We start from the raw sequence: 23,140 nt of genomic DNA on the forward strand, positions 1-23,140 counted from the left end.
TAAGCGCCATTTTTGGTTAATTTAAAGCCTTTTTAGCAGTTTCTGCTAATTTTGCAAAAGTCTTTGAATCGTTATAAGCAATATCAGCTAACATCTTACGGTTAATATCAACACCAGCTAATTTCAAGCCGTGCATTAACTTAGAATATGAAATATCATTTTGTCTTGCTGCAGCATTGATTCTGGCAATCCATAACTTTCTGAAGTCGCTCTTGCGTCTTCTTCTGTCACGAAATGCATATCTGTAAGATACAAACAACTGTGTACTTGCAGCCTTAAATTGCATATGCTTTGCGCCACGGTAACCCTTGGCAAGCTTCATAATCTTTTTACGACGTTTACGTGTAACTGTTCCACCCTTAACTCTTGGCATCTAAAATTCCTCCTAAATATCGTTTTATATATTTGATTAACGCATTTGAGAGAGCATCTGTTTGATGCGCTTCAAGTCACTGCGTGAAACCATTGCAGCCTTTCTCAAATGACGACGTTGTTTCTTAGTCTTGCCGTGGAAACGGTGGCCGGTAAAAGCGTGATGACGCTTTAATTGACCAGAAGCAGTTCTCTTAAAACGCTTAGCAGAAGCGCGGTGGGTTTTCATTTTTGGCATTTTTCTAATTCCTCCAAATTAACTAATTATTTTTGTCACTCTTCGGAGCGAGCATTAAGAACATTGAACGGCCTTCCATCTTGGGTTTGCTAATTACAGTAGCAATATCAGATGTGGCTTCAGCCATTTTTTCCAATACTTCACGACCTAGTTCCTTATGAGTGATTGCTCGACCTCTGAACCTGATCGAAACGCGGACTTTAGCACCTTCCTTGGTGATAAACTTACGCGCATGTTTTAACTTGGTGTTAAAATCGTTACCCTCAATCGTTGGACTTAAACGGATTTCTTTTACGCTAACCGTTTTAGACTTTTTCCGGGATTCTTTAACCTTCTTTTGTTGCTGGAAACGGTATTTACCATAGTCCATGATACGAGCAACAGGTGGCTTGGCATTAGGCGAAATTAGAACTAAATCTAAATTTGCAACATTTGCTTGGCGTAAAGCCTCAGTTTTAGTAACAACACCAACTTGTTCACCATCTTCATTAATTAAACGAACTTCGCGAGCGCGAATTTGATCGTTCAATATCAAATTCCTTGGAATAATTCTTCACCTCCATATTAATCTGAGGACAAGAAAAAGACGGGTAAACTTTACCCGCCCTTAATCAACAGAAAATATCGATCAGCCCAGAGGTCAACTTAACTTAGGCGAGAAGCGGGAAGCTTCTTCTTGTTCTCAACTTTCGTAATTATACTCGTCTTTTGCGAATGTGTCAATCAGATTAGTTTTCAATGCTTTAATTTATGCTAAACGTTTATTGAGTTTATTACCGATAGCGGATAGAGTAAAGCAAACAATAAAGTACAAAAGCGTTAAGGCCGCAAACATTGGCACAATATAGTTTGCATTTTGACCATAAATAACCTGTGCGTGTTGCATTAGTTCAGGTACAACAATGATAGTAGCTAAAGACGTGTCCTTTATTAATGACACAAACTGACCAATGATGGTAGGAATCATGTGCCGATACGCCTGCGGTAAAACTACATGCCATAGTGCCTGCACAAAGGTCATTCCTGTAGATCTCGCTCCCTCAATTTGACCTACAGCAACCGACTGAATACCAGAGCGCACAATTTCTGCAATCATGCTGGATTCAAAGATTGTCATTGCAATAATAGCTGACAAAATTGCTCCTGGTCTCAAACCAATATTGGGCAGGCCAAAATAAGTAAAAAAGATAATTAATAATAAAGGTAAGTTTCTAACAATGTCAATAATGAAGCCGACAATTGCTGAAATAAATCTAATTTTTGCATAGCGAATTATTCCCAATATCGATCCTAAAATGAAACTTAGTACAATTGCAAAAACTGAAATAAATAATGTGACTGCTAACCCCTTTAATAGAAAACCGAAGTTTAACCATGATAGGGCATTAATCCATGTTTGCATTTTAGTCGCCTCCCTATGCCATTTTCTTTTCTAGATGTTGCATATAATAACTTAAAGGCATAGTAATTATTAAATACAGCACGCCGATTACAAAATAGCTGTTAAATGTATCAAAAGTCACAGAGGCGATTGCATTAGCCTGATACATTAAATCAAAACCAGCCACAAAAGCCAAAATTGACGAATCTTTGATTAAATTGACAAATTGATTGCCTAATGGTGGAATAACAATTTTAAAAGCCTGAGGCAAAATCACATAACGCATAGCTTGCTTATAAGTCATCCCCGTAGATCTGGCACCTTCCATTTGGCCTTGGGAGACAGACTGAATGCCTGACCGGATTATTTCAGCAATAAAAGCTGAAGTATACAAAAACAAACCAATTGTACCTGCAGTAAAGCCGTCTATTTTGACAAAATATTTCGGTACTATTAAGTAAAAGAACATTACGATAATTAATAATGGTATATTACGAAAAATCTCTACGTAAGTCCTACCGATTTTGTTTGCCACTTTATTTGGGATAACCTCTAAAAGAGCTAATAAAACTCCAAAAATCAGGCTAAATACTAACGTTAACAGGCTTGATAAAATAGTCCAGCCAAATCCTGAAAATAGTTGACTACTAAAATTATTGAAGATACGAATCATTTTATATACATCTCCTTATAGTTAAAACCAGGAACTTGGCCGAACCACTTTTTAATTAAGCGATTGTATTCTCCACTCTTTTGAATCTTATCAATCGCTCGATTAATAGCTCTGTGAAAAGGTTCTTGATTTTTATTTACCGCAATACCATAAGGTTCTTTAGTATAAGTTCCTCCTGTTACTTCAAGGCTGTCTGGACTTTGTGCTGCTAAACCATATAAAATACCATTATCACTAGTCAAAGCGTCGCCTTGATGCGATTTCAAAGCTGATACAGCTTGACCATAATCTTGCATAGCGACAACTTTTGCTCTGGGGGCAACTTTCTTTACTGCCTCAACAGAATTATCGCCAACAATCCCAATTACAGTTTTGCCATTAAGATCACTTGGCTTTTTAATTTTTGATCCTTTAGGGACAAGAAATGATTTACCAGCCTGAAAATACGATTTGGAAAAACTAATTACTTGTGCTCTTTCAGGAGTAATTGTCAGAGTGGCAATTACCGCATCAACGTTACCATTTTTCAATAAAGGTATTCTCGACTGTGAAGTGGCAAGCGTAAAGCGAGCCTGCCCTTTAGGACCTAAAATTTCTCTGGTAATGGCTTTGGCCATATCAATATCAAAGCCCTTTTCTTTATCATCTCTAATATCGATTAGACTAAAAAGTTTTTTGTCACCTTCAACTGCCCAAGTAATGGTATTGGACGAGCGCACATTTTTCAAAGCTGACTGGTCAGTGACACTATTGCCACAACCAGATAAAAGGAACATTCCCAAAAATAGCGAGATTGAGCAAATTAATTTTTTCATGATATTGCCCCCTCTTAATGCGCTATTATTTTGCTTAAAAATTGCTGCGCCCGTTCTGTTTTCGGCTGTTTAAAGAAGGAAGAACTGTCATCATCTTCAACAATTTGACCCTGATCCATAAAGATGACACGGTTAGCTACTTCCTTAGCAAAGCCCATTTCGTGGGTCACGATCAAAGAGGTCATATCGCTAGACGAAGTAATCTTTTTAATTACTTGTAAAACTTCATCAATCATCTCCGGATCAAGCGCTGAAGTTGGTTCATCAAAAAGCAGTAATTTGGGATGCATCGCTAAAGATCGAGCAATCGCCACGCGCTGTTTTTGACCACCAGATATTTGGGCTGGCATATTTTGGGCTTTATCAGCCACTCCAACCATATCAAGTAAATGCATTGCCTGCTTTTTATTTTCAGCTTCAGGCATATGACTGACAATTCGTGGTGCCAGCATCACATTTTCCAAAACATTTTTGTTCTTATAAAGATTAAAGTGTTGGAAAACCATACCGACATCCTGGCGCAACCTATTTGAGTCAGTCTTTGGATTGGACAAATCCTGGTTATTAACTATCAGCTTTCCACCCTGGATTGACTCTAAGCGGTTTATTGTTCTAATAAGCGTACTCTTACCGGAACCGGAAGGTCCGATTAAAACAACAGTTTCGCCTTTATCGATTTGTAAATTAATACTATGCAACGCGTGAAATTTGCCATAAAATTTCTGCACGTCATGAAATTCTACCATTGACATAATATTGCTCCTTTTTAGCAGTCGTAATTCAACTATCCAACTCAATTTTTAGCAATTGATTAATTAATCAAAAGTGCATCCCGTCAACACTACATTTTGTTACTCGACGTGCAAATTTTAGCGGTTTTTATTTTTAAGGTCTAAGTTATCAAATTATTCCTGCAATCTATTAAATTAAACTTATCTTTACTATTTTTTACTCGATTATTTTTCACGTGAATATGATTTAACATCCTGTTCAATTTCACGAATAAATTCATCAAAGCTCATGGCTACTTCTTCTTCAGTGCCGTAGCGACGAACATTAACACCATTGTCCTTTAATTCCTTGTCACCTAAAACAAGAGTATATGGTACTTTTTGTGTTTGTGACTCACGAATCTTGTAACCTAATTTTTCATTACGCAGATCTGCTTCGGCTCTAAAACCACGTTTATTAAGTTCATCGCGAACTTTTTTGGCGTAATCTGAATGGGCATCCAAATTTACTGGAATTATTTCTACCTGAACTGGAGCCAGCCAAGTTGGAAAAGCACCCTTGTAAATTTCAATCAGGTAAGCAATGAAACGCTCCATAGTACCTACAATTCCGCGGTGAATCATAACTGGTCTGTGCTCTTCACCATCTTGACCAACATAGGTTAAGTTAAATCTCTCAGGAAGCATGAAATCTAGTTGAATTGTGGACATTGTTTCATCTGCACCCAAAGCAGTTTTAGTTTGAATATCTAGTTTTGGACCGTAAAATGCAGCTTCACCTTCAGCTTCAACATAGTCAAGTCCCATATCGTCCATAGCCTTTTTCAGCATTGACTGACTTCGTTCCCACATTTCATCATTTGCAAAATACTTTTTAGTATTCTTTGGATCACGATAGGAAAGTCTGAAGTAGTAATCAGTGATGTCAAAATCTTTGTAAACGTCTAAAATTAAAGTCAAAATCTTAGAGAATTCACTTTGAACTTGATCTAAAGTCACAAACGTATGACCATCATTTAAAGTCATTTCTCGTACACGTTGCAGTCCTGACAGAGCACCAGATTTTTCATATCTGTGCATCATGCCCAATTCGGCAATTCGAATTGGGAGCTCGCGGTATGAACGAATATGGTGCTTGTAAATTTGAATATGGGACGGACAATTCATTGGTCTCAGTTCAAGCATTTCACCGTCACCCATATCCATTGGTGGGAACATGTCGTCACGATAGTGTGCCCAGTGGCCTGATGTTTTATAAGCATCAACGTTCATTAAAACTGGCGTATAAACGTGTTGGTAGCCGTCAGCAACTTCTTTATCGATAATGTAGCGTTCAACAACGCGGCGAATTGTGGCACCTTTTGGCATCCAGTAAGGTAAACCTGCACCAACTTTGGGATCAACAAAGAATAAATCAAGATCACGGCCAATTGTTCTGTGATCACGTTCTTTAATTTCTTCACGCCGTTTAATGTCTGCGTCTAAGTCAGCCTTTTTAAAGAAGGCCGTACCGGAAATTCTTTGGAGCATCGGGTTAGAAGACTGACCTTTCCAGTAGGCACCGGCAACAGATAACAATTTAAATTGCTTAATTTTACCGGTGTTTGGTAACAATGCGCTAAAACCAAAATCGACAAAATTGCCTAACTTATGAACTTGTACTTGGTCATTTTTTTCAGCTTTAAGCATTTCACTCTTATAAGGATCATCCTTAAAAAGATCAGAAAGCTCGTCTTTAGACATTAAGTTGGATTCAATCTTTTCTCCTGCTTTAATTGCTTTTTTGATTGCTTTTTCCAAGTCTGGTAATTCATTGACTTTTATTTGATTTTCTTTATCAGTATCAACGTAAAAGCCCTCATCGTCAGATCCATGTTCACCAAAATGAATTTCAGGATAAGCTTTCTTGGCCACGGCTTCAAGAACAAATACAACGGTATCACGCAAAATTGTTAGACCCTCTTTATCTCTGTCGGTTATAATTGCAACTTCCGCATTTTTGTTCAACTTATAGTCTAAAGCAACAATTTGACCATCTACTTTTGCACCAAGAGCAGCTTTACCTAAAGATGTACCAATGCCATGTGCTAAATCAGAAATTGAAACAGCTTCAGTAAAATCTTTTTTTGAGCCGTCAGGCAAAGTAATCGAAAAACTCATTATTTCCTCCAAAATTTTTATAATAAAAAATCCCAGTGCAATTAAGCACTGGGACGTTAATTAACGTGGTTCCACCCAAAATTTAGTTCAAGAAAATGAACTATCTCGTTATAGATTGTTAACGGAATCTAACCCATTATCAAAATTTAGGTATGAATGATTGGATTGCAAACGCTGATGAAAGCTTCCAGAATACCGCTTTTCTCTCTGAGTTGCATTGCAACATGTTCATTCATTGGTGTTAATTATAACCCAATAATTTTTTAATGCAAGTATATTTTCATTAAAAAATTAAATTATTCTGCATCTTTTATAACTTAGTGACGCCGATTAGGTCCAGATATTACTATTTCCGCTGCTAAAGAATGTATTCTTTCCATTATTCTAGCAGCCTTTACTGGTTCAATTGAACTTTTAGTTTCCTTAAAATGATCCTCCAAGTCACCCATCGCAAAATTAGATGAGAAAAAGGTTGGCAAAATATTGTCCATTCGTGCCTGCAAAATTACTGCTAAGACCTCATCTCTAGACCATTGACTTAAATTTTCTGCACCTATATCATCCAGTATTAACAAGTCAGAACTAGCAATTTTTTGCACTTCATTTTGTAAACTATTGTCATTAAAATGACTGGACAAACTGGCAATGAAGGTAGGAACATGCAAAAAGACAACATATTTTTCCATTGCCGCTACTTGATTTGCCAGCCCCGCTAAAATATGCGTTTTACCAATGCCAAAATTACCGGATAAATAAAGACCCTTTTGGTGGATATCTTGAGAATATTGATATAAAAAACGCTGAATAGCAGTCATTACCTCGGCTCTTTCTGGTGTCATTTCAATTTGACTTAAGCGAACATCATGCAAACCCTCGGGTAAGTTAATTAAACGCAAGTGCTTTTTGATATTAATTTCCTGATCATGAATCAGTTTACTGTCTTCAGGAACAAATTTAAGACTAATGGCATTTTTATTCATTATCAAATCTGGATAATATCCTTTGGTCACAGGATCTTTTTTATGTTGGCTGAGATAAAATTCAAAAAGACTGGGAAGGCTTTTATCAATTATACTGTCATTAAGTTGTGCTCGGTGCTGACTGATAAATTGTTGCACTTTGGGCTCAGCCAAAACTTTTTGCTTAATTTTAGCGGTACTCTCGTCTTCTACTTTAGCTGTTTGTCCTTTAACCATAAATTTTTTAATGGGTTGCATTTTACTTCACCTACTTCATGCCGTTTTTATCTTCAAAATTCTTGAAAAATTCTTTTAGCTCCGCACTTGAGACATCAGATTTTACTTTTGGCTTTTGCTTGTTCCAATCAGTGCCCTTTTCAACCGTTTTTCTGGGAGCAAATCTATTATAACGCTTGCTCTGCCTTTGTTCTTGGGTCCTTTTTCTCTTTTCCATGTAATCCAAGGCCTCACTACCAGTTTTAACACCGTGCTGCAACCAATCATGCAAAATTTTGTTTGCTAATCGAAAAGAAATGTTTGGGCTACTTTTTAAACAAGCATATGTCAGAACATTGAGCAATTCAGCTGATATTCCCTTATCATTATATAAACTGTCTAACACTTGATACTCACTTGCATCAACATAATCGTTTCGTTCAGTTTTTAAGTGATACAAAAACTGCGCTGGAGTATCAGTCTGAGCTTTTTGCAATAATTTTTGTTCTTTTTGATTTAATTGGCTATCACTTTTATTAAATTTTTCAGGTATTTTTGCCTTGTCTTGCAAATGCCTGCGAGTATCGCTTCCATGAATGCTGTTAGCAATAGTTTGCTTTATTTCTCTCATATTTAATTGATAGTCACCATGCAAACAAGGTATTGCCTCGTCGACAAATTCCTGTTCTGAAAGCCCATATATACGCATAACAGCTCGAATAGCTTCTTTATTCTGATCAATTTCGCTGCCAGCTATTTGATAAATTTCAAATTGCTGTTTCATAAAATCCCAGTCAATATTATCTTGATCATTGACAGTAGCATAATCGCTTGCAGAATAATTATTCTCTCGAGCTGCTTCCTTAACCTCAATTGAAGGATCTATTGCTTCTTGATCGGATAAATGGAAAACATCCATAAAGGAAGCAGAAATATTGGGTGCTCCCTTGATGCCACTTAATTTGCTCCGGTTTTGTTTAGCCTCTCTTGCAAACTCGTGACTTAATTTATTAAAAGCAGTTATACCAACTTTTTCTTTTAATAAACTAGCTAAAAGAGCAGTTGAAAAAAATTCACTGCTTGCTGGAACATTTTTAATTTCGAAGCACAAAACATGACCCATGATCTGGTTGTCAAGCAATCTGGTTTGAATCAGACCAACAGCTTCAAGCTTATGCAACGCACCAAATAATTTTTTTATATCACAATCTGTCTGTTCTTGAAGAGTATAAATTCCCTTAGCATCAGAAAGCATTGCCTGTGCATTATAATCTTCATTCAAACTTAAATAGAGTGCTAAAGGAAGAGAGCCAATAAGAGGTTGATATAGTTTAATTAATATGCGCAAATCTTTGGGAAAAATATCCACCCTGTTGGTAATGAAAAAAAGCTGTTTGGGATTATTTGTCTCAAACATAATTAATTACCCTTTTCCCTTTTTGCAATCATATCTTCCATTGTTTTCATGAAGCTAGACATATCTTTAAATTCACGATAAATAGAAGCAAAACGAATATAAGCAACATCATCAATTGTTGCCAGCTCATCCATTACTAGTTGACCAATTTTTTTCGAAGAAATCTCGCTAACCCCCTGTTGTCTGACTTTGTTTTCTACATGATCGACTAGTTCTTCAAATTGTGTACTTGATATCGGCCGTTTTTGACCAGCCGCCATCACACCATGTAAAATTTTTTTACGATTAAAAGGTTCGCGAGTACCATCATTCTTAATCACTAGTAAAGGAGTAGTTTCAACTCGTTCAAATGTGGTAAAACGAAAGCCGCAGTTTTCGCATTCACGCCGACGTCTGATTGCGCGATTTTCATCACTGGGTCGTGAATCAATGACTTTTGAGGCATTTTTATGACAATTAGGACATTCCATATAAGTCCTCCCCTTTTATGTTAAGAAGCAATTTTTCTAATTTCGATTTCAAATCTTGTTTTGTACCAGTATTATTAATTACAAAATCAGCCAATTTTTCTTTCTGGGACAAAGGCATTTGACTGCGAATACGCTTCAAGGCAGCACGCTCACTCAAATGATCCCTTAACATTAGCCTTTTCATTTGCAGTGATTCCGGTATTGCAATTAATAAGGTAAAATCGCAATATTTTTGACCATTTGATTCAAACAAAACCGGTGCATCCACAACAACCAAAGAATTTTTGTTCATGTTGTTTAGCGCAATTTTAGCTTGTATTTCTTGAAAAATCAATGGATGGGTAATTCCATTTAAAGCTTCAAGTTGTTTTTTATCGTTAAAAACAATCTGTCCTAACTCTGAACGATTAATTGATCTATCTGACTTAAGAATGCTTGTACCAAAATGTTTTAAAACCAGTTCATAGCCCTTTTCGTCCCTATTTAAAATATCGTGAGCAATTTGATCGCAGTCTATAACCGGTATTTGTTTATCTCTAAAAAAAACATCTGCAGTACTTTTACCACTTGCTATCCCACCGGTTAAGCCTAAAATCTTTGTCATTTATAAATCACCTGACACTTAGGGCAAAAAGTAGTTCCTCGTCCATTTACCTTAATTTTCTCAAGAGGTGTGCCACAGCGCACACAAGGCTCGCCTTTATGTCCATATACTTGCAACATTTTTTGAAAACCTCCTGTCTTCCCGTTCGCATCCAGATAGGTATGAACTGTAGTACCTCTTTCAGCAATTGCCAATTCTATTAACGAATTAATATTGTCGTGCAATTGCGCTATCTTTTCTGCTGGAATGGCATTGGCTTGACTTAACGGGTGAATTTTTGTTTCCCACAAAACCTCGTCAACGTAGATATTGCCCAAACCTGCAACAATAGATTGGTCAAGGAGTGTGTTTTTAATATTTTTCTTTTTACGCGCTAAACCATTTTGTAGATACGAAACGGTAAAAGCTGCTGAATTAGGTTCAACACCTAATTTGCCAATACCAGTTTTTTCCCTTTCAGTCCCCGTCTTAATCAGCTGCATTCGGCCAAACTTACGCACATCATTATAGCGCAATGCTGAATTATCTTTAAAAACAATTTGCACGTGGTCGTGTTTGTCCTTTTTAGTATTTATTTTGACTAAACGATATTTACCTTCCATGCGTAAATGAGACACTATTGTTAAATTGTCACTAAGACGAATAAGCAAATATTTAGCGTAACGATCTATATTTTCTATCTTTTTTCCAGTTAGCTGTTTTGCAAATTCTTTAGCATCTCCGGTAATAATTTTTGGGTACCATACAGTTACTTCTTTTATTGTTTTCCCTTTGATAAGAGGAAGAAGAGTCCGCCTGACAGTTTCAACTTCCGGCATTTCGGGCATTAAAATTACTCCTTACTTCGCATCAAACCAGTTATGACCATATCCAGAGTCAGCTACAAGAGGTATATCAAGTCTTACAGCAGATTGCATAACTTCCGGCACAATTTTTTTAATTGTCTCTAATTCATCCTTTGGTACATCAAAAATTAATTCATCATGCACCTGAACCACCATTTTAGTCTTTAAATGCAATTCATCCAACTTTTTCTGCATGTTAATCATCGCAATTTTGATTATATCTGCAGCTGAACCTTGAATAGGAGAATTGATGGCTGTCCTTTCGGCAAATGAACGAACATTGTAATTTTTGGCATGAATATCTGGTAAATAACGTCTTCTATGCATAATTGTTTCCGCATAGCCTTTTTCACGTGCCACTTGCACAGCTTTATTCATATATTCTTTAACTTGCGGATATTGTTCAAAGTAATTGTCAATAAATTCCTTTGCCTGTTTCCTGCTAATATTAAGATTCTTAGACAAACCATAATCAGAAATGCCATAAACTATACCGAAATTAACTGCCTTAGCTCTGCGACGCATTAGCGGAGTCACGTCATCGGTTGACTTAAGATGAAAAATGCGCATGGCCGTATGAGCGTGGATATCATAACCCGTTCTAAAAGCTTCCTGCATCTGTTCATCACCGGAAACTTGTGCCAAGACTCGCAATTCAATTTGAGAATAATCACATGAGAAAATATAACCGTCTGGTTCACTAGGCACAAAAGCTTTTCTAATTTGCTTTCCTTCTTCCGTTCTGGTAGGAATATTTTGTAAATTAGGGTCAACTGAGGACAAGCGACCAGTAGCGGTCAAGGTTTGTAAGTACCTGGTATGAACGCGACCATCTTTTTGGATAACATCTAATAAACCATTAACATAGGTAGATTGGATTTTAGCAATTTGCCGGTAAGTCAGTATTTGTCCAATAATTGGGTTTTCATCTTTTAACTGATTTAAAACATCAACAGAAGTTGAATAGCCAGTTTTGGTCTTTTTAATTGGCTTCAAGCCCATCTTTTCAAACAAAATATGACCCAATTGCTTAGGAGAATTAATATTAAATTCTTCACCAGCTTCATCATAAATTTGTTGTTCCATTTTCTTGAGATCAACCGCAAATTCATCTTGCAGCTCAGTTAAAGTATTAGCTTGGACCTTAATACCATTTATTTCCATGACAGATAAAACTCTTGCAACTGGTATTTCAATGTTGGCATAAAGATCATCCTGCTCATGCTCTTTTAATTTTGCCAGTAATGTCTCTTTTAGATTTTCAATAGCTGCTATTTTACCAGCTAAATGGTTAAACAAAACTTGATCATCTTTTGGTATATGAACGCTTTTGCCTTTGCCGTATACCTCATAATCGCTTTTAACAGAATTATCACCATACATCCGGCATATTTCACCCATATCGTCTGAATTATTTTCATTATTAATCAAATATGAAGCAAGCAGCATGTCATAGTCAATGCCACGGGCGTGAATACCCAAACGATTCAACCCAACTGTTGTTCGCTTTAGATCAAACACATTTTTAGTAATTTGCTTATCTTCAAGCATATTTTTAAGTTTAGCTTCTTTTAGCAGTTCAACATTGCGACTAATATATATTTGATTATCTACCTTAATGGCAAAACCAACAAAATCAGCTAAATGATAATTAGCACCAAGCATTCCGAGATAAAAAGTAATAGTTTGTCCATCAGTAACGGCAAAATTATTGATGTCATTTTCTTTAAGTTCAGTAAAATCAACTACTTTATCATTATCATTTGTTTTTTCAGATTGATCTTGTGGTTGATTTTCTCCGTCGGGATTTAATTCACTCAAGAATTTACGAAAGTTCATCTTTTCATAGAATCTGCGCAATTTCTGATAGTCAATAGGACGCCTTTTAACATCATCGATCCCAATGGTTAAAGGAGCATGACGATCAATAGTAGCTAATTTTTTGCCTAAAAGAGCCTTATCCTTATCATTGATAAGGTTTTCTTTCATTTTAGATGGCTTCATATCATCTACATGATCATAAAGATTTTCAACCGTACCATATTCCTGAATAAGTTGTGAAGCTTTTTTTGGCCCAATTTTAGTTACTCCAGGATAATTATCAGAATTATCTCCCATAAGGGCTTTCATATCAATAAATTCGGTTGGAGTAACACCATTAACTTTTTTCATATGTTCAGGTGTATAAGCTTCTAAGTTTAGTACCCCTGATTTAGTGACCATAACTGTTGTTTGCGGCGATGCCAGCTGAGTCAAATCTTTATCACCTGTAACTACCGTAACTTTAAAGCCTTCTTTTTCACCAATAGTTACGAAAGTTCCTATGATGTCATCGGCTTCATAGTTATCGAGCTCATATGTAGACAAACCCAAGTCATGCAAGAGCTCCTGAATGTATGGCAGTTGTTCAGATAATTCTGAGGGAGTCTTTTGTCTGCCACCTTTGTAGTCTGCGTACATCTTATTTCTAAAGGTAGTTTTACCTGCATCAAAAGCAACCAAAACATGATCGGGTTCGACATCATTTAGCACGACATCAAGCATATTTTTAAATGTGTAAATGGCATTAGTATGCAATCCTTCAGGATTTCTGAAATTTTCAAGTTGGCGATATAGTGCATAAAAAGCACGAAAAGCAACTGAATTACCATCAATTAAAAGTAATTTTTTATCAGCCATTAGATCTCCTTACAATTAAACCAAATTTCTTTATTTAACTACCATTTTAACAGTTTTTGCACGGATCTTGCACAATACTGTTTTTATAACAAACAGGTTAAACATCATTTATCTACTTTAGATTAATAATTTAGTTTTTGCTTATTACTCTTTATGTATAGAATTTTTAGAACTTTCTTTAAACAAAAACATCAAACTCCTGTTAAGTTTGATGTTTTTATATTAAATAACTTTTATATTTTAGTTACGGACAAATAATCTTTGTTTCTTTAGCAATCTGCGAATTATTATCATTAGAAATTAGGATTGCATCTTTTAATTCTAGAGCCTGAACATTTGAAGATACGCCAAATTTGCTAGAATCAGCTAATATAAAAGATTGTGAAGTTCTTTTTGCAATCAGCTGCTTCTTTATTGCTTCATCAAATTGTGGTGTTGTGTATCCATTATTAATGTCAACACCATTCATTCCAAAAAACGCTTTATCAAAACGAAGCCTGGATAGTAAATCGTTAGTCAATGCGCCAGTAAGTGAAGAAGTGACACCGTTATAATTGCCACCTATTAAAACTATTTCAGCTTTAAAATTACCAACAATATGGCATACTTGTGTATTCGTAGTATAAATTGTGATCCGTTTATTTTTTATTTTATCAAGAAGCAGAGTACATGTTGTACCTGAATCCACATATATTGCATTGCTATCGTGAATCTCTTGGGCAGCTAAAGCAGCAATTTGCTTTTTCTCTTTTTGGTATTTATGTTCCTTTTTTGTGAATTCGACTTCTCCAGAACCGTCACTTAGCCTAACAGCCCCGCCGAATAAATACTCAATTTTTCCTTCATCTTCTAACGTTTTGATATCTCTTCTCAAAGTTGAAATAGATACATTGGGTATTTGGTTATGAAGTTCATCCAGTTTGCTCAAATTTTTGTTTTCTAAAATTTTTAAGATTTGATTTTGTCTTTCGATCGGAAGCAATTTATTCTCTTCTCCTTATATACATAAGTGTTTTGCTTCCTTAATTATACCCCATCTAACTTTATTTTAAGCAAGACGCTCATCTTTTTTGGTGACAATAAAACCAAGAATGATTCCGACAATTACAGAAATCCCCAATCCTATCATCGCATTTAAGAAGTTATTGCTATTTTTAGCTACAAAAGCTGGAAAAGTTGTTACTGAACCAAAAACGAATGCATTTGTAAATACCTTTGTTAGTCCTAAATAAGCTCCGCCAACTGCACCAGCAATCATTTGTGCTGCCCATATTTTTCTGTTCTTTACCAGTAAACCAAATAATGTTGGTTCTATTATTGCGGAAAGGCAAATCGTTATTACTCCAGTTAAAGAAAAACTCTTTAGCTCTTTATTTCGTGTTTTAAGCCAAACTCCTATAGCAGCTCCAATAACACCAAAATTGCAGGCAAAGGTTAATGGACAAATAAAATCAAAGCCTTGTGTAGCAATGTTATTAATCATTATTGGATTTACAGCCCAGTGAATTCCAAAAGATACAAGGAAACTCCATCCACCACCAACGACTACTCCAGCAAGCAGTGGTACATTTTTAATTAACCAATTAACTAAATCTGCAACAAATTGACCACCATATACACCGAGTGGACCAATAACAATTACAGTCAGTGGCACCATAACTAAAAGACAAACAAGTGGCACAACCACAAGCTCCAAATCTTTGCTGACGTGTTTATCTAACCACTTATACAAATATGAATAAGCCCAAATAGAAATTAGAATTGGAACTACTGTTGAATTGTAATTCATTAAAACAACTGGAATACCCAAGAATGAAGTCATTGCACCATTTCCATGGGTACCCATTAATTGAATGAAATCTGGATATAAAAGTGCGCCAGCGATTAGTGCAGCAATGTAAGGGCTGACTTTAAATCTTCTCGCAGCCGAAAAAGCTAACAGAATTGGCAAAAAATAAAATACTGCTTTTGAGGCTGCAGTTAAAATGACAAAAGTACCACTTTTCTGACTGATCCATCCTATTTGACTGCAAAACAAAAGTAAGCCATATAAAATTCCCGATCCTGCAAGGGCTGGAAGCAGTGGTGAAAAAATACCAGCAATTGCCGCAAATAAGGCATTGACATATCCTTTAAACCCATGAGGTTTGATTTGCGTAGTAACTTCATTATCAGTACTTCCATTGACAAGCTTTTCAAATTCATCAAAAACTTTCGGTACTTCAAGTCCAATTAATACCTGATATTGACCACCGCCCTTTGAAACATTAATTACGCCATCTACTGCCTTCACTTTGGCATCATCAATATTTTCATTTTTTAAATTTAATCTTAACCTAGTTGCACAATGTGTCATATTAGAAATATTACTTGGTCCGCCAACGGCATCCAAAATACCTCGTGCTGTTTCTCTGTAATCCATTTTTTTGCCTCCAAAAAAACAATTTCTAAATTAAAGTAGTTATTTTTTTATAAAATCTAACAATAGATCTCTTGCTTTAATTGCATCATTCTCATTAATCACTTTGTCTATTTTCTCCATGCCTACTCGGTCAAGGAGATTTAAAAGGTATTTCAACATCTCGATATTCTTACGGGTTTCTTGACTAGGATCTTCTATTACCGGTGCTGTATCAAAATAATACATGCCATCAAAGTGATATTTTTTCATATAATAAAGAAATTCTAAGGTTTTAAATGGAGTGACAGTGCCGACCATTAAACCGTCATCATGGACGCCATAGCCGTCATTAATATGAACCCCAAATAACTCGCCACGACTAGCAAAAATTTCAGATCCCATGGCCGGATTTTCATGTTTCATTAGCATATGACAATAATCTAAAAGAACGCCAAAGTTTTTACGGTTGATATCTTTTAGAATCATTCCCAAAGTTCCCATGCTGTCCACAAAAGCATAGGCACGGGGCTCATAAGGTTTATATTCAATACTAAATTTAATATCAGGAGCATAATCTGCGATTTCTTGACAAGCTTTGACAATTCTATGCCAAACTTTTAAATAATCAATTTGAAAGCTGTAGTCAAAACCATCATGAGCACTCCAGATATTAATCATTGAACCGCCAATCTCTCGGCAATAATCCACTGCCTGCTTACACATTTCAATAGCATCCTGATAGATCTTATCGTTTAAATTCCCGAGATCACCGTTAAGGTAATGACCTTCAAATCTCATTTCCATTCCGTTAGGACGCAAACCGTTTTCGTCTAACATTTTCTTCATGTCTCGTGCCGGAATCCCAATAGTCTGTTGAGGGAAATTAATATCTACATAATTAATTCCAACTTTTTTCAGTTCACCAAAAACCTTATCAATCTTATTGTCATAATGTGGCAAGTAAGCATTTAACCTTGTTGCAGTTTTTATTTCTTTCATCAATTCGTCCTCTTTTCATTTGTTATCGTTTACATTTTTATTATATTTCATTTTATTTCATTTATCAATCATTATTTTTCATTTAATTTAATTATATTTCATTATTTTTCACAAAATATCATAAATTTTGCGCAAAAAAATAGCCTTACTAGGGTTCTAGTAAAGCTATAAAGCTAAATTACAGTAACTTTTCTAAAGCATCTTCATATTTCTGAATGTCGCCAGCTCCCATAAAGACGATCACACTATTTCTGTTTTGAGCAAGATCTGCAATGTTATCAAGATCGATTACTTCGGAACCAGGAATTTTAGCAACTAAATCACTACTCGAAATATCTCCATTTGCCTCCCTTGCAGAAGCATAAATCGGGGTAACATAAGCCTTGTCTACATTGCGCAATATTTTTTCAAAATCTTTAGCATATTTCTTCGTTCTGGAAAAAGTATGTGGTTGGAAGACTACAACTAATTTCTTTTGTGGGAACTTTTGTCGTGCAGCTTGAATTGTTGCTTTCATTTCAGTTGGATGATGAGCGTAATCATCAATGATGTTGATATCACCGAAATCTTTTTCAGAAAAGCGCCTTTTGGCTCCCTTATACGTAAGCAGACCTTTTTTAATATCTGCCACAGGAATTTTTTCGGTATAGGCAACAGCAATCACGGCTGTTGTGTTTAAAATATTGTGGTCACCAAAAAGATGTATTTGAAATTCACCAATATTTTTACCATGATTTACGACCGTGAAGCTTGAACCTTTAGTTGTTCTTTTAATATTGACTGCTTGAAAATCATCATTATCTTCAAAACCATAAGTATATTTAGGAATATCAGAATGCAATTGCCTTAGTCTCTCATTTCCACCCCACACAAAAAGTCCTTTTCGAGTCTGATCCGCTGCCGTTTGAAAAGCCGAAGTGTAATCAGCCTGATCGTTGAAATAATCCGGATGATCAAAATCAATGTTGGTCATTATTTGATAATCTGGATGATAAGCTAAGAAGTGACGCCGGTATTCATCTGCTTCATAGACGAAGAAGCGAGAATCCTTAACACCCTTGCCCTCTCCGTCACCTATTAAATAGGACGTGGGTGCAGTTTCACCTAATACATGAGCTAAAAGACCGGTAGTAGAAGTTTTGCCATGGGTTCCTGAAACGCCAATGCTGGTATGCATTTTAATAATTTCTTCTACTGTATCAGGATAGCTTTTCCACGCAAGTTTCTTTTTTTCACAAGTTTTTACTTCTACGTTGTCATCTTTAAACGCATTTCCTTTAACGATAATTTGTCCTGAATTTTTAATATTATTCGCGCTAAATTCTTTAACTTCAATACCAGCTTTTTTTAGCGGTTCTTGGGTAAAAGTATACTTTTTAATATCGCTGCCAGCTACGTTAAAACCTAAATCATTTAACACTAAAGCTAAAGAAGCCATTCCAGTTCCTTTAATTCCGATAAACCAAATTTGCTTATTTTTATCTAACATTTGCTGAACTCCAAAATTTTATAATTGTAGTTTATTTTACCATTACTGAGTCCAAAAAGCAGGATCATCAAAAAATTGCAATCAAATTTTAGCAATATGACGATAAAACAACTAATGCAATTGACATTCTTTTTGCAACAAAAAAGACCTTACCAAAACCTGATAAAGTCCTCAGTGTTATAAAGTAATCTGACCGCTTGCTAAAAGTTCATCACACTTTTCGGGATCAAAGACATCTCCAACAGTAAATTCATTAGGAACCACCATAATTCCGCGCTTTTGAGGAGCGTGCTCAAGCCCCAATTCACGAGCAGAACAAATCATGCCATAGGAATCCACGTGACGCAGTTGACCTGGCCAAATTACTTGACCATTAGGCATCAAAGTACCTGGTAAAGCAACAACCACTTTTTGTCCCTGTGCAATGTTAGGTGCACCACAGACAATTTGATGTTCTTCTCCATTGCCCACATCAACTTGTGTAACATGCAAATGATCAGAATCAGGATGTTTTTCACAGCTTTTGACATAGCCATAAACAAGCGTTGGTTTGCTATATGCAAGCTTATCTGTAAAACCAACTTCTGCCAGTTTTTCATTTAAAGCAGTTAAATCATCTTTTGACAGCTTAACTTGTCCATCTGGTAATTTATCGTAGTCAATTAGCTGATCAACGTTAAAAAAGTTATAACCGGTAACATTACCCTTTTCATCAGTAATGCGTGTGATATCACCTTTTTCATCGTATTTACTATTGCCCTTATCCTGACCTAAAATTACAATCAAGGTATTGGGATAACTTCTTTTATTAATACTAGTAATCATGAATCAATAATCCTCTTTCACTTAGTCAAGTGACCGTAAAAAGCTTTCAACCTCATCTTTAGTTTTACGATCCTTATTAACTAGTCTACCAATTTCTTTGCCATCTTGGTAGACCACAAAGGAAGGAATACCCATAATATTCATTTCCTTAGCTAAGTCAATAGAGCCATCACGATCAATCTGATAAAACTTGCTATCGGAAAAATCTTTTTCGATTTCTGGCATGAAGGGGTCTAAAAAGCGACAGTCTGGGCACCAGCCTGCTGAAAATTCTAAAACTACTCGTCCATTTTTGGTAATCGAGTCTAATTTATCTTTATTCAATTCTTTTATTTGTTCCATTTTGAAAAACCTCTCAATCCTTACTCTTATTTTATTATTTTACCCCAAAATCAGCATGCAAAGCATAAATTGGATTGCCCTGAGCTGCAAATTTGTGTTCATATTCAGTTTCAATATTGGCAGCTACAATTTCATCTTTTTCATTATGAAGATCAACTGACACAAAATCAAAATGCATCCCAAAATTATTCATGCTCTGCACAGAATAGGCAAAAAGACCTGCATTATCAGTTTTAAACTCTATTTGACCATTTTCCTGCAAGACGGTTTGATATTTTTGTAAAAAAGACTTATAAGTTAACCGCCTTTTCTCATGCCTAGTTTTTGGCCAGGGATCACTAAAATTCAAATATATTTTACTTGCTCTGTGAGCATCAAAAAAAGTGTCAATATTAGCAGCATCTGCGCAAAGAATTTGGATGTTAGACAATTTTTTAGCAAGTTTGGTTCGCAAAATCATGCCAGCTGCTGTCATTTGCAATTCCAAAGCAACAAAATTCTTTTCGGGGTGCTCTTCTGCCATCGTAGTAATAAACTTTCCTTTTCCGGGCCCTACTTCTATCTCTAATGGTTTTGAAATATCAGCAAACCGCTTTGTCCAATCAATTTTTTGACTCGGATCTGGTCGATCAATCACACTTTCTGGATGCTCTTGTACCAGCTTTACAGCCCACGGCTTGTTACGTAATCTCATCTTTTCTGCTACTTCCTTTTCTTTACTTTTGCAGGTAAATATAACCTTAACATGCCCCAACTGAAAACAACTAAGCATCCCATCGCCGCAAACAAGTGTAGATTAATTGGTAAAGTGATCAGCCATGAAACACTAATTACAACCCATTGGGCAAATAATACTCCTGCTAATGCAGATACTAAATCAAGGCCGCGATTGGAACGCTCAATTGGATAAACACGATACATGATATTATTATCAAATTCGTCAACCATCGGTACCAACTGGTAAATAGTCAAAAAGACTACTAAACATGATAAACATAATGCCCAAACCCAATTTTGTACTAACCATGAGATTAAAACTGCAAAAGCAGTCATTCGGAAAACTAAATTAATATTTTCTGGGTTTCTAAGCACTGAACGACGATACAAAAATTTATGCGGATTTTCTGACGATAAATTTTTAGGCAATAAAGAGTCCAAATATTTTCGTCTTTTAATATTAGTCTGTCTTTCTTTAACGTCTGTGAACATGCTAAAAGCGCTATAAACAACATTTTTGCGCTTTTCTTCTTGCTCCACAGCATATTGCCAGTCAAAAAGAGCAGTATGCCTCGGCTTCACAACAAAAATAAAGACAGCAGCCGCCAGCAAGATTGCGATTAAGATCATGCTTTGCGGTTTAAACATTCCCAAACCAAACAAAAGCAGAAAAATGATATTTAAAATTAAGATGGAAAATTTACGGTTAAAATATAAATTACATTCCATAACTTTAAGCTGCAATATTTTGGTCAAAAAAACAGCAAAAACAGCAAAAATATAATTTAACGGTTCAATCTTTGCCTTAATCGTTGCAAAAGGAAATATAATTCCTGCCATTAAAGCCAAGCAAATTGTCGGTACAATTAAGCTGTAATTTAACATTGGTTTCAAATATGATGCTAAATTTTCATCTTCAGGCAGTAAAAATTGTAAATCAGCTGGTTTTAGTAATGTTACCAGTTTTCCTACTAAAAGTGGCAGCCACAACAAAATACCAACTAGCGGACGATAATACCACAGACTTTCAGGCATGGTCTTCATTGCCTGTGCGTACCAGAACATAAGCGCTCCAAAAAGGAAAATCAGAGCTAAGATAAAGAAATCATTAAAAACCAATACTAGATATTTTAAAGACTGGCGTATATTTTCCTGCAGCCTTTTTTTAGCCAAGTCACGCATTTTGTTGCTCCTGACTTAAAATTTGATAGATTTGGTCAAATGAATCTGTTTCCTTTAAGTCATAGTGCGTTCGAATTTCAGCCAAAGTACCAGCAGCTGCAATTTTGCCGTTGTTTAAGACCGCATAACGTGAAACTGCCTGGACACTGTTAACTAAAATATGTGTTGACATCAGTACCATTTTGCCCTGACCAGCAGCACTTTTGATTAATTGTACTAGATTGGCCACTGCCAAAGGATCTAGTCCGGTGAAAGGCTCGTCAATTACAAGCAGTTCTGTATTTGCTAAAAAGGCTGTCACGATCATCACTTTTTGCTTCATACCCTTAGAAAAGTGAATTGGCAACCAATCGAGCTTGTCATCAAGCCTAAACATCTGCAGCAACTCATGGGCTTTTGCCCAAGCCTGGTTTTCATTCAGCTGATAGCTGAGAATCGTTAATTGCAGATGTTCCTTCAAAGTCAATTCTGAATATAAAACTGGCGTCTCTGGAATATATGCGACTTGTCTTTTAAATTTAGTAGGTTGTGCTGCTAAATCAATGCCATTTAGAGTAATTTTTCCTTTTTGTGGTCGTAACAATCCCAAGATATGTTTAATTGTTGTCGATTTGCCTGCACCATTTAGTCCAATTAGCCCTAAAACTTCGCCTGGAGTGATCTCCAGATTAATATCTTTAATTACCGGTACACCTGTGTAGCCACCGGTCAGATGCTCAATTTTTAAAGTCATAATTCCTATCTTTCTTTTAATGAATTTACTCATTTAATATGATAGCATGATATTAAAAGAAACTAAATTTTGAAATGAAGAGGTTTTAAAATGGAAGAATTAGATAAAGATTGCTTATTTTGTAAAATTATCACAGGTGAAGCAAACAGCTACACTGTTTTCGAAAATGATGACGTCAAAGCCTTTTTAGACTTATCTCAAGTCAACCCAGGTCACACTTTAATGGTACCTAAAAAACACATCACTAACTTTTTTGATTATACACCTGAAGACGCTCAAAGATATTTGCAGTATATTCCAACAATTGCCAATGCAATTAAAAAGTTTGACCCTAGAATTACTGGTATGAACATCAGTAGCAATAATGGTGCAAGTGCAAGCCAAGTGGTAATGCATTCACATATTCATTTTGTTCCACGCTTTGAAGGAGACGGATTAAAGATTGCAACGCGCAATAACGCTGAAAAATATACTGAAGAAGATTATCAAAAAATTGCTGCTGCAATTAGAGCTGAATTCTAAGGTGATATGATGAAACATTTTAGTTTAGGTCTAGCTGTGGGTGCTGGTTTTGGCGTTGTTCTTTCACTATTTAAAGATAAAAACGGTAATCGTTTATTTCCATCAGCGCAAAAACAAATTAATTCAGTAAAAGAAGACTTTAGTGATCTTTCCGCATCTAGCAATAATTTAAAGATTGCCAAGCAAAAATTAAAAGAGTCATTGCCACAGGCTAAAAATACAATTTCTGAATTAGAAAAAGAAGTAGAATATTATCAAATAGGCATTAATCGGATTATCGCCAAGCTAAAAGCCAAAACCACAAAAATTAATAGTAAAATTGATAATGGAATAGATAGTTCTAAAAATTAGTAAAGAAACTGCGAATTTT

The 23,140-nt window shown here is 35.7% G+C and carries 25 protein-coding genes and 1 other annotated feature; of the genes, 2 read left to right on the plus strand and 23 right to left on the minus strand.

Annotated features, from left to right (window positions below):
* Positions 1–16: 16 nt before the first annotated feature.
* The 23 genes from rplT to F5ESL0261_RS06605 all read right to left on the minus strand — a co-directional run bounded on the left by rplT (position 17) and on the right by F5ESL0261_RS06605 (position 22,248).
* Complete coding sequence (rplT, locus tag F5ESL0261_RS06495) at positions 17–373, minus strand: 50S ribosomal protein L20 (RefSeq protein ID WP_034980161.1); 357 nt, start codon at positions 371–373, stop codon at positions 17–19.
* Between the two features lie 36 nt (positions 374–409).
* Positions 410–610 carry a 50S ribosomal protein L35 gene (gene rpmI / locus F5ESL0261_RS06500; protein WP_034980158.1) on the minus strand — a complete coding sequence of 67 codons (201 nt, stop codon included), beginning with the start codon at positions 608–610 and terminating at the stop codon, positions 410–412.
* A 22-nt stretch (positions 611–632) separates the two neighbouring features.
* Complete coding sequence (gene infC / locus F5ESL0261_RS06505) at positions 633–1,145, minus strand: translation initiation factor IF-3 (RefSeq protein WP_045928312.1); 513 nt, start codon at positions 1,143–1,145, stop codon at positions 633–635.
* A gap of 37 nt (positions 1,146–1,182) precedes the next feature.
* Positions 1,183–1,294 (minus strand) — a sequence feature (ribosomal protein L20 leader region).
* Positions 1,295–1,358: 64 nt separating this feature from the next.
* Positions 1,359–2,012, minus strand: coding sequence for an amino acid ABC transporter permease (locus tag F5ESL0261_RS06510; RefSeq protein ID WP_122052633.1), 654 nt, complete (start codon positions 2,010–2,012; stop codon positions 1,359–1,361).
* 13 nt (positions 2,013–2,025) lie between these two features.
* Positions 2,026–2,664, minus strand: a complete 639-nt coding sequence (locus F5ESL0261_RS06515; RefSeq protein WP_109586479.1) for an amino acid ABC transporter permease — start codon at positions 2,662–2,664, stop codon at positions 2,026–2,028.
* A complete protein-coding gene (locus F5ESL0261_RS06520; protein ID WP_122052634.1) occupies positions 2,661–3,479 on the minus strand; it encodes a transporter substrate-binding domain-containing protein in 819 nt (272 codons plus the stop codon). Before F5ESL0261_RS06520 ends, F5ESL0261_RS06515 begins: the two co-directional genes overlap by 4 nt.
* Positions 3,480–3,493: 14 nt before the next feature.
* A complete protein-coding gene (locus F5ESL0261_RS06525; protein WP_045928316.1) occupies positions 3,494–4,231 on the minus strand; it encodes an amino acid ABC transporter ATP-binding protein in 738 nt (245 codons plus the stop codon).
* 204 nt (positions 4,232–4,435) lie between these two features.
* Positions 4,436–6,370: a threonine--tRNA ligase gene (gene thrS / locus F5ESL0261_RS06530; protein ID WP_122052635.1), complete on the minus strand. Its 1,935-nt coding sequence runs from the start codon at positions 6,368–6,370 to the stop codon at positions 4,436–4,438.
* Between the two features lie 317 nt (positions 6,371–6,687).
* Positions 6,688–7,587, minus strand: a complete 900-nt coding sequence (gene dnaI / locus F5ESL0261_RS06535) for a primosomal protein DnaI (protein ID WP_122052636.1) — start codon at positions 7,585–7,587, stop codon at positions 6,688–6,690.
* Between the two features lie 10 nt (positions 7,588–7,597).
* Complete coding sequence (locus F5ESL0261_RS06540; protein ID WP_122052637.1) at positions 7,598–8,962, minus strand: DnaD domain protein; 1,365 nt, start codon at positions 8,960–8,962, stop codon at positions 7,598–7,600.
* A 2-nt stretch (positions 8,963–8,964) separates the two neighbouring features.
* Positions 8,965–9,432, minus strand: coding sequence for a transcriptional regulator NrdR (gene nrdR / locus F5ESL0261_RS06545; RefSeq protein WP_045928320.1), 468 nt, complete (start codon positions 9,430–9,432; stop codon positions 8,965–8,967).
* The gene (gene coaE / locus F5ESL0261_RS06550; protein ID WP_045928321.1) at positions 9,419–10,036 is read right to left on the minus strand and encodes a dephospho-CoA kinase; all 618 of its coding nucleotides are present in this window, start codon (positions 10,034–10,036) and stop codon (positions 9,419–9,421) included. Before coaE ends, nrdR begins: the two co-directional genes overlap by 14 nt.
* Positions 10,033–10,863: a DNA-formamidopyrimidine glycosylase gene (gene mutM / locus F5ESL0261_RS06555; protein WP_109586485.1), complete on the minus strand. Its 831-nt coding sequence runs from the start codon at positions 10,861–10,863 to the stop codon at positions 10,033–10,035. The genes coaE and mutM overlap by 4 nt, the downstream gene beginning before the upstream one ends.
* Positions 10,864–10,875: 12 nt before the next feature.
* Positions 10,876–13,560, minus strand: coding sequence for a DNA polymerase I (polA, locus tag F5ESL0261_RS06560; protein ID WP_122052638.1), 2,685 nt, complete (start codon positions 13,558–13,560; stop codon positions 10,876–10,878).
* 244 nt (positions 13,561–13,804) lie between these two features.
* The gene (locus F5ESL0261_RS06565) at positions 13,805–14,542 is read right to left on the minus strand and encodes a DeoR/GlpR family DNA-binding transcription regulator (protein ID WP_122052639.1); all 738 of its coding nucleotides are present in this window, start codon (positions 14,540–14,542) and stop codon (positions 13,805–13,807) included.
* 66 nt (positions 14,543–14,608) lie between these two features.
* Positions 14,609–15,982, minus strand: a complete 1,374-nt coding sequence (locus tag F5ESL0261_RS06570) for a PTS transporter subunit EIIC (RefSeq protein ID WP_122052640.1) — start codon at positions 15,980–15,982, stop codon at positions 14,609–14,611.
* A 39-nt stretch (positions 15,983–16,021) separates the two neighbouring features.
* Complete coding sequence (locus tag F5ESL0261_RS06575) at positions 16,022–16,960, minus strand: sugar phosphate isomerase/epimerase (protein WP_233560906.1); 939 nt, start codon at positions 16,958–16,960, stop codon at positions 16,022–16,024.
* A 178-nt stretch (positions 16,961–17,138) separates the two neighbouring features.
* A complete protein-coding gene (gene murC / locus F5ESL0261_RS06580) occupies positions 17,139–18,449 on the minus strand; it encodes a UDP-N-acetylmuramate--L-alanine ligase (RefSeq protein WP_122052641.1) in 1,311 nt (436 codons plus the stop codon).
* A gap of 177 nt (positions 18,450–18,626) precedes the next feature.
* The gene (ytpR, locus tag F5ESL0261_RS06585; RefSeq protein ID WP_122052642.1) at positions 18,627–19,274 is read right to left on the minus strand and encodes a YtpR family tRNA-binding protein; all 648 of its coding nucleotides are present in this window, start codon (positions 19,272–19,274) and stop codon (positions 18,627–18,629) included.
* A 21-nt stretch (positions 19,275–19,295) separates the two neighbouring features.
* The gene (locus F5ESL0261_RS06590) at positions 19,296–19,634 is read right to left on the minus strand and encodes a thioredoxin family protein (RefSeq protein ID WP_305019202.1); all 339 of its coding nucleotides are present in this window, start codon (positions 19,632–19,634) and stop codon (positions 19,296–19,298) included.
* 16 nt (positions 19,635–19,650) lie between these two features.
* Positions 19,651–20,310: a tRNA (guanosine(46)-N7)-methyltransferase TrmB gene (gene trmB, locus F5ESL0261_RS06595; protein ID WP_045928329.1), complete on the minus strand. Its 660-nt coding sequence runs from the start codon at positions 20,308–20,310 to the stop codon at positions 19,651–19,653.
* A gap of 8 nt (positions 20,311–20,318) precedes the next feature.
* A complete protein-coding gene (locus F5ESL0261_RS06600) occupies positions 20,319–21,515 on the minus strand; it encodes an ABC transporter permease (protein ID WP_122052643.1) in 1,197 nt (398 codons plus the stop codon).
* On the minus strand, positions 21,508–22,248 hold the full coding sequence (locus F5ESL0261_RS06605; RefSeq protein ID WP_122052644.1) for an ABC transporter ATP-binding protein: 741 nt from the start codon (positions 22,246–22,248) through the stop codon (positions 21,508–21,510). The genes F5ESL0261_RS06600 and F5ESL0261_RS06605 overlap by 8 nt, the downstream gene beginning before the upstream one ends.
* A gap of 90 nt (positions 22,249–22,338) precedes the next feature.
* Between F5ESL0261_RS06605 and F5ESL0261_RS06610 the strand changes: the two genes are divergently transcribed.
* Positions 22,339–22,770 (plus strand): HIT family protein, encoded by a 432-nt coding sequence (locus tag F5ESL0261_RS06610; protein ID WP_122052645.1) that lies wholly within the window; start codon positions 22,339–22,341, stop codon positions 22,768–22,770.
* Between the two features lie 9 nt (positions 22,771–22,779).
* Positions 22,780–23,121 carry a hypothetical protein gene (locus tag F5ESL0261_RS06615; protein ID WP_122052646.1) on the plus strand — a complete coding sequence of 114 codons (342 nt, stop codon included), beginning with the start codon at positions 22,780–22,782 and terminating at the stop codon, positions 23,119–23,121.
* The last annotated feature ends 19 nt before the right edge of the window (positions 23,122–23,140 follow it).

The organism is Lactobacillus sp. ESL0261, assembly GCF_003693025.1.
Lineage (GTDB): Bacteria > Bacillota > Bacilli > Lactobacillales > Lactobacillaceae > Lactobacillus > Lactobacillus kullabergensis.

What these genes read in the sequence shown, in the direction of transcription:
- dnaI (WP_122052636.1), bottom strand. Translation starts at nt 7,587, where the DNA reads ATGCAACCCATTAAAAAATTTATGGTTAAAGGACAAACAGCTAAAGTA.
- F5ESL0261_RS06615 (WP_122052646.1), top strand. Translation starts at nt 22,780, where the DNA reads ATGAAACATTTTAGTTTAGGTCTAGCTGTGGGTGCTGGTTTTGGCGTT.
- F5ESL0261_RS06540 (WP_122052637.1), bottom strand. Translation starts at nt 8,962, where the DNA reads ATGTTTGAGACAAATAATCCCAAACAGCTTTTTTTCATTACCAACAGG.
- rpmI (WP_034980158.1), bottom strand. Translation starts at nt 610, where the DNA reads ATGCCAAAAATGAAAACCCACCGCGCTTCTGCTAAGCGTTTTAAGAGA.
- F5ESL0261_RS06510 (WP_122052633.1), bottom strand. Translation starts at nt 2,012, where the DNA reads ATGCAAACATGGATTAATGCCCTATCATGGTTAAACTTCGGTTTTCTA.
- polA (WP_122052638.1), bottom strand. Translation starts at nt 13,560, where the DNA reads ATGGCTGATAAAAAATTACTTTTAATTGATGGTAATTCAGTTGCTTTT.
- rplT (WP_034980161.1), bottom strand. Translation starts at nt 373, where the DNA reads ATGCCAAGAGTTAAGGGTGGAACAGTTACACGTAAACGTCGTAAAAAG.
- F5ESL0261_RS06525 (WP_045928316.1), bottom strand. Translation starts at nt 4,231, where the DNA reads ATGTCAATGGTAGAATTTCATGACGTGCAGAAATTTTATGGCAAATTT.
- F5ESL0261_RS06515 (WP_109586479.1), bottom strand. Translation starts at nt 2,664, where the DNA reads ATGATTCGTATCTTCAATAATTTTAGTAGTCAACTATTTTCAGGATTT.
- trmB (WP_045928329.1), bottom strand. Translation starts at nt 20,310, where the DNA reads ATGAGATTACGTAACAAGCCGTGGGCTGTAAAGCTGGTACAAGAGCAT.
- nrdR (WP_045928320.1), bottom strand. Translation starts at nt 9,432, where the DNA reads ATGGAATGTCCTAATTGTCATAAAAATGCCTCAAAAGTCATTGATTCA.
- F5ESL0261_RS06575 (WP_233560906.1), bottom strand. Translation starts at nt 16,960, where the DNA reads ATGAAAGAAATAAAAACTGCAACAAGGTTAAATGCTTACTTGCCACAT.
- F5ESL0261_RS06570 (WP_122052640.1), bottom strand. Translation starts at nt 15,982, where the DNA reads ATGGATTACAGAGAAACAGCACGAGGTATTTTGGATGCCGTTGGCGGA.
- ytpR (WP_122052642.1), bottom strand. Translation starts at nt 19,274, where the DNA reads ATGATTACTAGTATTAATAAAAGAAGTTATCCCAATACCTTGATTGTA.
- F5ESL0261_RS06520 (WP_122052634.1), bottom strand. Translation starts at nt 3,479, where the DNA reads ATGAAAAAATTAATTTGCTCAATCTCGCTATTTTTGGGAATGTTCCTT.
- F5ESL0261_RS06600 (WP_122052643.1), bottom strand. Translation starts at nt 21,515, where the DNA reads ATGCGTGACTTGGCTAAAAAAAGGCTGCAGGAAAATATACGCCAGTCT.
- F5ESL0261_RS06610 (WP_122052645.1), top strand. Translation starts at nt 22,339, where the DNA reads ATGGAAGAATTAGATAAAGATTGCTTATTTTGTAAAATTATCACAGGT.
- F5ESL0261_RS06605 (WP_122052644.1), bottom strand. Translation starts at nt 22,248, where the DNA reads ATGACTTTAAAAATTGAGCATCTGACCGGTGGCTACACAGGTGTACCG.
- thrS (WP_122052635.1), bottom strand. Translation starts at nt 6,370, where the DNA reads ATGAGTTTTTCGATTACTTTGCCTGACGGCTCAAAAAAAGATTTTACT.
- murC (WP_122052641.1), bottom strand. Translation starts at nt 18,449, where the DNA reads ATGTTAGATAAAAATAAGCAAATTTGGTTTATCGGAATTAAAGGAACT.
- coaE (WP_045928321.1), bottom strand. Translation starts at nt 10,036, where the DNA reads ATGACAAAGATTTTAGGCTTAACCGGTGGGATAGCAAGTGGTAAAAGT.
- mutM (WP_109586485.1), bottom strand. Translation starts at nt 10,863, where the DNA reads ATGCCCGAAATGCCGGAAGTTGAAACTGTCAGGCGGACTCTTCTTCCT.